This window comes from Parasphingorhabdus sp. (assembly GCF_049667325.1).
Lineage (GTDB): Bacteria > Pseudomonadota > Alphaproteobacteria > Sphingomonadales > Sphingomonadaceae > Parasphingorhabdus.
On record NZ_JBATHY010000340.1, the window covers coordinates 1 to 11,286 of the forward strand.

An 11,286-nucleotide genomic window follows, 5' to 3' on the forward strand; every position below is an offset into this window, starting at 1 on the left:
ATGATGATGAACTGCTTGTGGCGTTTCAGATTGTCCTCGTAATTTTTCACCGTCTTGAACGGCGCGCCGCCCTTGCCGGAGGCAAAATTGGGATAGAAGGTATGAAATCCGCTGAAATGATTGACCGGGCGGACGACAGTCAGGTCCATGATTTCCTTGGAATAGCCCTTGAGCGCCTGCTGCTTGTCGCGCTTGAAGACATCATAGGCGATCTTGTCGGTCGCGCTCAGCTTGTTACGGTCCAGTTTCAGCAGCGCGGCGAGCTCGGATTCTTCCGCGGCTTTTTCACCGGCAAAATATTCGTCGGAAATATAGTCGCCGAGCTGGTCGGCATAGCGTTCGTCGCCGCGGAACAGCGCGCCGATCGGATTGCGTTTCAGATTATCCTCGTCGCTCTTGGCGAACAGGGCTTTCATCTTCTCGCCTTCGGTCATCTCCGCTTCTTCGTGATGCTCGATTGCAGCCGCGCTGGTTGCGGCAAGCGGCTGGGCAGTCGCGACGCTGCCGATGGCGAGCAGGCTTGTACCGACGAGAAGGGCGAGAGGTTTCTTGATCATAATCTGTTCCTATCCAAAACTGTTATGTGCAGCTAACACGGTAAAGTATCACCCGCAACGACTTCACCGACCGATTAATGTTGTTTGTCGAAACCGGTCGTCTGTTGATCGGAGATACCGGTCTTTACGGGACCCAGGCTTTCTGCCACTGGTTGAGCCGGAACCATTTCGTGATGATATATTTTGTGCCTTTGTCGACCGGCGTTCCGGCGTGCAGCGTGTCGATATTGGGCGTCCCGTCGCGGCTCATATTATTCCATATCAGCAACATGCCGCGCCGCGGTTCGACCTCATATTGCAGCTGCGGGAATGCGGTTGCGCCGCCTTTGTCCGGTTCGTTGAGATAGGCCATTGCGGTCCAGGTACGCTGGCCGCCGTTCGGACCTTCAAACTGCCAGTATTTTTCGCTTTCGTGGAAATAGTCGTGATGGTCCTTGAACTGTTGTCCCACTTGATAGCGCTGGCCTTGCAGGACTTCGCTGTGGGTTTGCGGCAGGCCCATCAGGTCGCAAATCGACTGGTCGATGCGGAGGATGTCGGGATCGGCCGGATCGACATTGCAGCTGTAGCTGGTGCGATATCCCTCGCGTTCGGTGCCCTTGTACAGCGTCGAGGGCTGGCTATCGCTGTCGATCATGTCGATCAGCAGATCGCAATCGGCATCGCTGATGAAATTCTGGCAGACATAGAGTTGTACATGCGGGCTTTCCAGCCACTGGACCCGGGGATGGGCGTTCAAGGTTTCGGTTACCCGCCGGCCGAGCTCGGCTATCCGCCGCGGACTGGCAAAACGCTCGATCTGCTTTTTTGAAAAGACCTTGGCCATGTCGAGTAATCTAGTCGATGATGCGGCCGCGTACCATCACCCAGTCGATCTTTTCCAGCACCCGCACATCGTCCAGCGGATTGCCGTCAAAGGCGATCAGGTCGGCGGAATAACCAACCGCGATGCGGCCGATTTCATTGCCCATATCGAGCGTGTCTGCGGCGATCGTGGTTGCGCTTGCCAGGGCTTCGCGTGCGGTGAGGCCGGCGTTGACCATCAGCTGCAATTCCTCAGCGTTTCGGCCGTGGGGAAAGACACCCGCGTCGGTCCCGAAGCCGATCGGCACGCCCATGTTCCTGGCCGCGGTCACTGCCTTGCCAACCGAACCCAAAGTCTCGCGAATCTTGGCTTCGACCACCGGCGTGTAGATTCCCTTGCCAAGACCCTCGCTGACGCCCTTGAACGCCATCAAAGTCGGTACCATCACCGTGCCATTGGCTTTCATCACCTTCAGCGCCGCGTCGTCGGCAAATGTGGCGTGATCGATCGTATCAATCCCCGCCCGTGCTGCGGCTTCGATCCCGCGCGCGCCATGGGCATGGGCCATCACCTTCAGTCCCAGCGAATGGGCAGTGTCGGCAATCGACCGCATTTCGGCGTCGGTGAAATGGGCTTCCAGACCGCGGCCTTGCTGGGACAGCACCCCGCCGGTCGCAGTGATCTTGATAATATCGGCACCGGCGCGTGACGCCCTGCGGACATTTTCGGCGCATTCAACCGCTCCGGTGCAGCTATAGCCGCTGGCCAGCAGTTCATTGACATGTTCGGTAAATCCGGTGGTGTCGCCATGTCCGCCGACAATCGCCAGAGCAGGGCCGGCGGCAATGATCCGTGGCCCCGGGATCACGCCTTCGGCAGTGCCGCGGCGCAACGAAAAGGCCGAATATTGCGATGAACCCGCTTCGCGGACCGTGGTAAAGCCGGCCTTGGCGGTCAGGCGCGCATTTTTTGCACCCACGACAACGCCCCAGTCGGTCGGTTCGGTCGCCTGCTTCCAGTAATCACCGCCAGGGTCGCCGGTCAGGTGAACGTGCAGGTCGATCAGGCCGGGCATCACGGTCTTGTCGGACAGGTCGACGATATTGGCGTCAGAGCCGGTCACCATATCCGCTCCGCGCCGGATTTCGGTAATCTTGCCGTCGCGCACGAAAATGGTGGCGGGGCCGCTTGGTTGAGAGGCCGCATCGGTCAGCAAATTACCGACGCGAATGATCATCCGATCCTGCGCCCGCGCTGCACCGGTCATCATCACCGCAGCCAAAACGGCCAGCGCCCAGCCCATTATGCATTTCATCGTCACTCTCCCAAAGACAGAAGGTCGTTGTGCTGGGATGCCGGGCAAGTTGCAACAAAAAACCCGCCCCCTTTTCAGGCAGCGGGTTTTGTTGATGGGTTGGTGCTGGCTTACCAGAAGAAGTCGTAGATCACGTCAATGACTTCACCGGTATAGGTGTCGACCAGCAGGACGTCGTCATAATAGCGGATCCAGCGGGTGCCGCTATAGGCTGCCGGCAAACGGTAGCGCCAAGGGTCGTTGATCCAGTAGCGCGATCCGTAAAAGGATGTGCCGAGGAAAACACCGATGTTCCACCGGCGGTAGCTATGAGACCGATAGGGGGAATAATAGCGACCCAGTCGATAATAGCTGCGGTTTGCATTGCGGTAGCGCTGCCAGTCATAGCGCCGGTCCTGACGCCAGCTGCGGTTCCAGTTGCGGTTGCTGCGCGCATAGTTGCGATTGTCCCGGTAGCGCCGGTCAATCCGTCCGTCGCGGTTGTTATCTACGCGGCGGTCCACGCGACCATTATTGTTGCGATCATAGCGCCGATCGATCCGGCCATCGCGGTTGCGATCGAAGCGGCGGTCTACCCGCCCGTCCCGGTTGGTGTCACCGCGCCGGATATCCCGACGCTGGTTTGCCTGATTGGCGGCCCTGCGGTCTTGCCGCACGTTGCGATTTTGCTGCGCCGCGCGTCGGTCCTGACGCACCGTGCGATTGACATTGCGGTCTTGCCGGACGTTTCGCTGCACAACCCGATCATTGCGGCGATCGGCGCGGTTGGCGTTCAGGTCGCGATCCACCCTCTGGACACGGCGGTTCTGCCGTGCTTCGGCGCGGTCACCGCGCGTTTCGAGGCGGGCCTGTCCGCGGTTGTTGCGATTTTCGGATCGTTGCGCCTGACGCTGGCCACCACCGCGATTGGTCGCCTGGTTGGCTCGGTTGCCGCCACGGTTTGCTCCGCGGTCGCCGCGGCGTTCGCTGCGACGATCGCGCTGCAATTCTGCTGTGCCGGTCAGATCCGCCTGGACTGAGTTGGCATTTATGCTTGTTTGTGGCCGAATGTTGGCGGCGGATGCGGCGGCGGGCGTCAACATCGTGGCCGCCATCAAACCGGTTAAGAAAAATATACGCATGGCTTACTCCTGTTGCTGGCGACTCGTTTTGCCGCATCTGTGCAACAGGTGATAGTTTGTTAACCCTGTCAGAGTCCTGAACTGACTTGTTATGTTCAGGAAAGGTGGATTGAACCTGAACGGATAAGCGTTAAGACGTCGACGGCTTCGGCAGGGACCGCATCCGCCAGAACGAGTATAAATAGGCCGCGACGACGACCGTGCAAATGGCACTTGCAGTATAGGGCTGAGGGACGAAGAAATAGGCCGCATAGCTTCCAACTGCTCGGCCGATGGAATGATATAGGCCCAAATTTGTACCCGCCGTCCAGCCCCAGATTATCCAGATATTTCCGGAAATCAGTGAGAGGCCGACGATGAATAACAAAGGATCAAATCTAGCCGCGACCATCACCAGCGGGAAAAACAAGAGGCACGTGACCAACGCCATCATGAACGCCGCAGTCAGCGGACTGTCCTTTCCGTCATTGAATATGTCTCCGCCACGAAATTTTGTGATCAGAACGCCAAGCGGAAATATGAGGCCGCAACTCCACGCCAGATAGATTATGTTTTTTGGTTCCGGAAACAGAAACAATATAATTGCCCAGCTTGCCCAGTACAGCAATCCGGCAATAGGCATTCCCTTATATTCGCCATCCAGCAGTTCTCGCCGCATTTCCGGCAGGGTTGCCCGTTCATAGTTCATCAAAAAACCCCCGCGAGCCTAATTCACAAACCTAATCCTTCAGATTATCTTTTTCCAGCCACTCTTCCAGCCATTTGATCGTATATTCACCAGACTGGAATTCCTCGTCATGGACCAGTTTCTGGTGGAGCGGAATCGTGGTCTGGACGCCTTCGATGACGAATTCGTCGAGCGCACGGGCAAGCCGCATCATGCAACCGTCGCGGGTGCGGCCATATACGATCAGCTTGGCGATCATGCTGTCATAATAAGGCGGAATCGAATAGCCGGCATAGAGACCGCTGTCGACGCGGACATGCATGCCGCCGGGCGCGTGATAGCTGGTGACCTTACCGGGCGAGGGCGCCCAGGTCTTCGGATTTTCGGCATTGATCCGGCATTCGATGGCATGGCCTTTGAATTCCAGCTCGTCCTGCGTGACCGACAGATCGCGGCCGTCGGCGATGCGAATCTGTTCGCGAACCAGATCGAAACCGGTGATCATTTCGGTAACCGGATGCTCGACCTGCAGCCGGGTGTTCATCTCGATGAAATAGAATTCGTTATTCTCGTATAGAAATTCGATGGTTCCAGCGCCGCGATATTGCATGCCCTTCATCGCATCGACGCAGACCTTGCCCATCCTCTCGCGCTGCTCGGCGCTGATCACCGGCGAAGGTGCTTCCTCGAGCACCTTCTGGTGGCGGCGCTGCAACGAACAATCGCGTTCGCCAAGATGGATAGCATTGCCGCGACCATCGCCGAATACCTGGAATTCGATATGGCGCGGATCGCCGAGATATTTTTCGATATAGACGGTGGCGTCGCCAAAGGCCGCCTTGGCCTCGGTACCCGCCTGTTTCATCTGGGTTTCGAGCTCGGCTTCGCTGTTGACCACTTTCATGCCGCGGCCGCCGCCGCCGGAAGCCGCCTTGATGATCACCGGATAGCCGACGTCTTTCGCTACCTTCTTGGCTTCGGCGATTTCGCTGACCGCGCCATCGGAGCCGGGAACCAGCGGAATGCCGAGATCGCCGGCGGTTTTCTTGGCGGCAACCTTGTCGCCCATGATTTTAATATGTTCCGGCTTGGGGCCGATCCATTTGATATCATGGGCTTCGACGACTTCGGCAAAATGCGCGTTTTCGGAGAGGAAGCCGTATCCGGGATGGATGGCATCGGCGCCGCTGATCTCGGCGGCAGAGATGATCGCCGGGATCGACAGATAGCTGTCGGCGGCAGCCGGCGGGCCAATGCAGACCGCCTGGTCGGCTAGCCGCACATGCATGGCATCGGCGTCGGCAGTGCTGTGCACGGCGACGGTTTCTATGCCGAGTTCTTTTGCCGCGCGCAGAATCCGCAACGCAATTTCCCCGCGATTGGCGATCAGGATTTTTTCAATGGTCACGCTGTCAGCCTCAAGCGATCACGACCAGCGGCTGGTCAAATTCTATCGGTTGGCCGTTTTCGACCAGGATAGCTTTCACCGTACCGGACGTCTCCGCGGTGATCGGGTTCATTACCTTCATCGCCTCGACAATCAGCAAAGTATCACCAACGGCAACCTTGTCGCCGACGCTGATGAAATTGGGTGTCCCGGGTTCGGCTGCGAGATAGGCAGTGCCGACCATCGGTGATTTCTGGGCGCCGGAGTGATCATCCGCCGGAGCCGCTGCCGCAGCCGGGGCGGCAGCGGCCGGAGCTGCCGCGGGGGCGACAGAGACCGGTGCGGAAACAAATGTTCCGCCACCGCGCGCGACCTTGATCTTGCGGTCGCCATCTTCGACTTCAATCTCGGTCAGGCCTGCTTTTTCCAGAATGGCCGCGAGATCGCGGACCAGTTTGATGTCTACATTCATGCCTTCACCCGTTTCTTTTTTTTCAGGCATATCTTGTCCTTATATAGTCGTTAAAACTTGCTCGCAGCGTCCAGCGCCAGTTGATAGCCCAAAGCACCAAAGCCGCAAATGCTTCCTTTTGCAACCGGGGCAATGAAACTCTTGTGGCGAAATTCTTCGCGCGCGGCCGGATTCGAGAGATGCACTTCAATAACCGGAGTGCCGATCGCCTTGATCGCATCGAACAGGGCGAGGGATGTATGGGTCAATGCGCCGGCGTTGAGAATTACCGCATGGGCATCTTCCGCAGCCGCTTCGTGCAACCAGTCCACCAGATGGCCTTCATGATTGCTCTGGCGGATTTCGACGTCGAAGCCAAGCGTCTGCGCATGGTCTTCAATCTGTCCGGCGATCTCGTCGAGCGTCTCCGAGCCATAGATTTCAGGCTCGCGCATGCCCAGCAGGTTGAGATTGGGTCCGTTCAATACAAAGATGGTCTTGGCCGCCAAGATATTGTTCCTTCCCCAAGGCTTTTGGTTGCGACTGGAGCGACCTCTTTATATGGCTCGTATTTGAAAAGCGAGTTCAAAGACATGAAAGTTACCGAAATGGCTGAAATTCAGATCCGGTTGAATGGCGCAGATCAAAGGTTTGCGGCCGGCTTGTCGATTGCCGATCTCGTGCGATCTCTCGATCTTGATCCGGCAAAGGTGGCTGTAGAGCGCAATCGGGTGATTGTGACGCGCTCGATTCTGGCTGATGTCATTGTGGAGCACGGTGATGAACTGGAAATTGTGCATTTTGTCGGCGGCGGATCCGGAGATGACAGCTGGACGGTGGCGGGACAGACATTTCGCTCCCGGCTGATTGTCGGAACCGGCAAATATAAGGATTTCGAGGAAAACGCTGCAGCGGTCGAAGCCTCCGGCGCGGAGATCGTCACCGTCGCTGTCCGCCGGGTCAATGTCATGGATCGTAACCAGCCGATTCTGATGGACTATATCGATCCCAAGAAAATCACCTATCTTCCCAACACCGCCGGTTGTTTCAACGCAGAGGATGCGATCCGTACCTTGCGGCTGGCGCGCGAAGCCGGGGGCTGGGAACTGGTCAAGCTGGAGGTGCTCGGCGAGGCGAAGACACTCTATCCCAATATGCGCGAAACCCTGGAGGCAACCGAAGTGCTGGCCAAGGAAGGCTTCAAGCCGATGGTATATTGTGTCGATGATCCGATTGCTGCGAAACAGCTTGAAGACGCTGGCGCGGTCGCGATCATGCCGCTAGGCGCGCCGATCGGATCCGGGCTCGGCATCCAGAACCGGGTAACGATCCGGCTGATCGTCGAAGGCGCCAATGTCCCGGTGCTGGTCGATGCCGGTGTCGGAACTGCCAGCGATGCGGCGGTCGCCATGGAGCTTGGTTGTGACGGGGTGCTGATGAACACCGCCATTGCAGAAGCCAAAGAACCGGTCCGGATGGCGCGGGCGATGAAGCTGGCGGTCGAGGCGGGTCGCCAGGCCTATCTGTCCGGACGAATGGGCCGCCGGATGTATGCCGACCCGTCAAGTCCGCTATCCGGACTGATTTAGTGCCCTAATACGCCGTGATTCGGTTGCAACCATAACCATCTGATTAGTAACTAAAGTTACGTTATGATAGATTTGTCGATCAGCGATTGCCGTTGGTCGAAACCACTCGCCGTTCGCCGATCAGAATGGCGGTTAATCGAAGTTCGCATGCTCGTCCCCGATCGTTCCCCTATCCAAGATGGTGAGGCGGGAGCATGACCCTAAGTCTCTCCGGACGGCCATTCCCCGGCCCGATGGATCCCCGCTCCCGTTCTCGCCCCCAGCGGGCAGTGCCGGTCCCCCAAATTTCCGGCACCGCTCCGAACAAATTCTTGAGGAGAGAAAAAATGTCGAATTCAATGCTTACCAAAACCCTTTGTGCCGCAGCTGCGATTGCCGTAACCGCGACCGGATTTTCAGCCAGCGCGAATGCCCAGAACCGGACCGTGCGCACCGCGATCGTCAGCTATGCCGATCTCGATCTGAACAGTGACGACGGTCAATCGACGCTGCAGGGCCGTCTCAGAGGGGCAGTCCGCAAAGTTTGCGGCAGTTACGATCCGAAAAGCCTGGTCGACATTCAGGATCACGGCGTCTGCATCACACAAGCAAATGCTTCGGCCCAACGCGCCAGTGTGACAATCATGGCGGCAGCCAAGTCAGGCAAGCCGATCGAAACCGCAATGGTAATCAGCAACTAAAGCATAATTCCAAGAGTCGCAGTCCCCCAACAAGCGGCCGCACTTTGGCCAAACCCAACTTGAGAAACTCCGGTGTCCCTTACACCGGAGTTTTTTTTGGCCGATCTGTACCGCGGTACTCAGGTAAAAATTGCTTAACTTGTCGGTGGTGTCGCTCCGCAGTCCTGCCGCACTGCAGCGGGCGGATCGGCTGTGGTTGATGTCGCTCGTGGCAGAGAAATGACCGGCATGGATATAATGCCGCAACCGATGGCTGCCTCTTCGTCACTTGTAGTTTAACTGATTCGCTAATCGGATTAATTTGGATTAGACTGAGCGGCACAAAAAAAGATTGAGGGATTTGTGATGGAACAATTAAGCGCAATGGATGCCAGTTTTGCCTATATGGAAAAGTCAACGACACCGATGCATATCGGCGGGTTGGGGATTTACGACCCCTCGACTGCACCCGGCGGCGCTGTGGGCTTCAAGGATATCCTGAAATATCTGGAGGGACGCCTGGATGGCGCGCGGATTTTTCGGCAGAAAATGGTGCGCGTGCCACTCGACCTTGACCATCCCTATTGGGTCGAGGACGAGAATTTCGATCTCGAATATCATGTTCGGCATATTGCCCTGCCACAACCCGGCGACTGGAGGCAGCTGTGTATCCTCGCCTCGCGCATTTATGCTCGTCCGCTCGACATGGATCGACCGCTATGGGAATATACGGTGATCGAGGGTCTGGACAATGTCGAGGGCGTGCCGAAGGGCAGCTTCGCGCTGGTGCAGAAAACGCATCACGCGGCAATCGACGGAAAATCGGGGATGGAGCTGGCGATGGCGCTCCACGATCTCGACGCCAAGCTGAAACCGCGCAAATTTGACCGCGATTGGCAACCGGAAAAGACCCCCAATCCGCTTGCCCTGCTGGCCAAGGCACAGGTCAACAACATCGTCAATCCGGTTCGCGGCCTGCGAAACTTGCAGAACTTGCTTCCTATGCCCAAGCGGGTTTTCGACATGCGCAAGCAATTCACCCAGCGCGATGACGCCAAGGGAAACGCGCCCAAAACGCGTTTTAACAAGAAACTCAGCGCGCATCGCGTTTTCGACGGACGTGAATTTGCGCTGACCGATATCAAGAAAATCCGCACAAAATTTCCCGGCGCGACCGTCAACGATGTGATGCTCGCGGTGGTTGGCGGATCGCTGCACAAATATCTGAAGGCCAAAAAGGATTTGCCGGAAAAAACGCTGAAAATCGGCGCACCTGTTTCGGTCCGCGATGAGAATGACAAGGATAGCGCGGGCAACCAGGTGACGATGATGACCGTGGGTGGCGGTACGCATCTTGCCAGCGCCGCCGAACGGCTGGAATTTGTCATGCGGGAAACACAGCGATCCAAGGCGATGACCGAGGCTATCGGCGCGAAGACGCTGATGGAGATTTCCGGCGCGATGCCTGCCGGTCTTACTGCTGCGGGCACCAAGATGATGGCGGGTCTTGCCGACCGTTTTAATCCTGCGGTCAACACGGTCCTAACCAACGTGCCGGGGCCGATGTATAAAATGTATTTGGCAGGCGCGGAGATGGTGAAATCGTTCGGCATGGGAATATTGGCCGAAGGGCAGGGGATTTTCCATGTGGTGACGAGCTATAATGGTGATGTAATCCTGACTTTCCTGGGAGATCGCGATATCGTGCCCGATCCGGAATTCTACGCCCAGTGCATACAGAAGAGTTTCGACGATTTGATGAAAGCGGTGCCGACCAAAAAAGCCAAGAAACCGGCTGCGAAAAAGAATAAAGCCGATAAGAAACCGGCTACCAAACGCAAGGCACGGATCGCTCCTTCTGCCGCTACTGCAGGCAGGATGCGCAACAAAGCGACAGCAAAATAAGGCGCGGCTTTCTAGCGGAAATGCGCAGTCACAAGCGACTTGACTCGTTGCCTTTGATTGCGCATCGCGTCCCTTAATCATTCGATTAACAAAAAGGGACTCGCCATGAGCAAAGTAGAATTTAACGACCGCGTCGCCATCGTTACCGGCGCCGGCGCCGGTCTCGGCCGTGAACATGCCAAGGAACTGGCGCGGCGCGGGGTAAAGGTTGTCGTCAATGATTTCGGCGGCGCGCGTGATGGTACCGGTGGATCGGCGAGCGTGGCCGAGCAAGTGGTCGCGGAAATCGAAGCCGAAGGCGGCACCGCCATGGCCGCCGGTTGCAGCGTTACCGATATGCCGGCGGTTGAAAAAATGGTCGCCGATGCGATCGCCAAATGGGGTCATGTCGACATTCTCGTCAACAATGCCGGCGTATTGCGCGACAAGAGCTTCCACAAAATGTCGATGGAAGATTTCAATTTCGTCATGGATGTCCATCTGACCGGGAGCGCCAATTGCACCAAGGCGGTCTGGGATCATATGCGCGAACGCCAATATGGCCGGATCGTGATGACCACATCGTCGACCGGTCTGTACGGTAATTTCGGGCAGGTCAATTATGGCGCTGCGAAACTGGCTCTGGTCGGCATGATGAACAGTCTGCATCAGGAAGGCGCTGGCAAGGGGATCCACACCAACTGTATTTCCCCTGTCGCGGCCACCCGCATGACCGAAGATATCATGCCGGAAGAAGCGCTGAAAATGCTGGTGCCCGAAGCGGTGACACCCGCGGTGGTTTACCTGTGCAGCGATGGCGCGCCATCGAAAACCATATTGACGGCTGGTGC

At 57.2% G+C, this 11,286-nt stretch carries 12 protein-coding genes; 4 read left to right on the plus strand and 8 right to left on the minus strand.

What is annotated here, in order from left to right:
• The 8 genes from WBM93_RS14475 to aroQ all read right to left on the minus strand — a co-directional run.
• Positions 1–557 (minus strand): DUF885 family protein (locus WBM93_RS14475; protein WP_424432571.1); only part of this gene is annotated, 557 nt, incomplete at its 3' end.
• A gap of 124 nt (positions 558–681) precedes the next feature.
• Entirely contained in the window at positions 682–1,383 is a 702-nt protein-coding gene (locus WBM93_RS14480) for a prolyl hydroxylase family protein (RefSeq protein WP_424432572.1), read from the minus strand.
• A 10-nt stretch (positions 1,384–1,393) separates the two neighbouring features.
• Positions 1,394–2,677: an amidohydrolase family protein gene (locus WBM93_RS14485; protein WP_424432573.1), complete on the minus strand. Its 1,284-nt coding sequence runs from the start codon at positions 2,675–2,677 to the stop codon at positions 1,394–1,396.
• Positions 2,678–2,787: 110 nt separating this feature from the next.
• Positions 2,788–3,798 (minus strand): RcnB family protein, encoded by a 1,011-nt coding sequence (locus WBM93_RS14490; RefSeq protein ID WP_424432574.1) that lies wholly within the window; start codon positions 3,796–3,798, stop codon positions 2,788–2,790.
• Between the two features lie 130 nt (positions 3,799–3,928).
• Positions 3,929–4,486, minus strand: coding sequence for a DUF7010 family protein (locus WBM93_RS14495; protein WP_424432575.1), 558 nt, complete (start codon positions 4,484–4,486; stop codon positions 3,929–3,931).
• Positions 4,487–4,517: 31 nt separating this feature from the next.
• Positions 4,518–5,873: an acetyl-CoA carboxylase biotin carboxylase subunit gene (gene accC / locus WBM93_RS14500; protein ID WP_424432576.1), complete on the minus strand. Its 1,356-nt coding sequence runs from the start codon at positions 5,871–5,873 to the stop codon at positions 4,518–4,520.
• A 10-nt stretch (positions 5,874–5,883) separates the two neighbouring features.
• The gene (gene accB / locus WBM93_RS14505) at positions 5,884–6,354 is read right to left on the minus strand and encodes an acetyl-CoA carboxylase biotin carboxyl carrier protein (RefSeq protein ID WP_424432577.1); all 471 of its coding nucleotides are present in this window, start codon (positions 6,352–6,354) and stop codon (positions 5,884–5,886) included.
• A 20-nt stretch (positions 6,355–6,374) separates the two neighbouring features.
• Positions 6,375–6,812, minus strand: coding sequence for a type II 3-dehydroquinate dehydratase (aroQ, locus tag WBM93_RS14510; RefSeq protein ID WP_424432578.1), 438 nt, complete (start codon positions 6,810–6,812; stop codon positions 6,375–6,377).
• Between the two features lie 99 nt (positions 6,813–6,911).
• Here aroQ and thiS point away from each other — a divergent pair, with 99 nt between their 5' ends.
• The 4 genes from thiS to WBM93_RS14530 form a co-directional block, all read left to right on the plus strand.
• Positions 6,912–7,892 carry a sulfur carrier protein ThiS gene (gene thiS, locus WBM93_RS14515; RefSeq protein ID WP_424432579.1) on the plus strand — a complete coding sequence of 327 codons (981 nt, stop codon included), beginning with the start codon at positions 6,912–6,914 and terminating at the stop codon, positions 7,890–7,892.
• A gap of 326 nt (positions 7,893–8,218) precedes the next feature.
• Positions 8,219–8,572 (plus strand): UrcA family protein, encoded by a 354-nt coding sequence (locus WBM93_RS14520; RefSeq protein ID WP_424432580.1) that lies wholly within the window; start codon positions 8,219–8,221, stop codon positions 8,570–8,572.
• A 345-nt stretch (positions 8,573–8,917) separates the two neighbouring features.
• A complete protein-coding gene (locus tag WBM93_RS14525) occupies positions 8,918–10,456 on the plus strand; it encodes a WS/DGAT/MGAT family O-acyltransferase (protein WP_424432581.1) in 1,539 nt (512 codons plus the stop codon).
• A 105-nt stretch (positions 10,457–10,561) separates the two neighbouring features.
• A partial coding sequence (locus WBM93_RS14530; RefSeq protein WP_424432582.1) for an SDR family NAD(P)-dependent oxidoreductase occupies positions 10,562–11,286 on the plus strand: 725 nt, incomplete at its 3' end.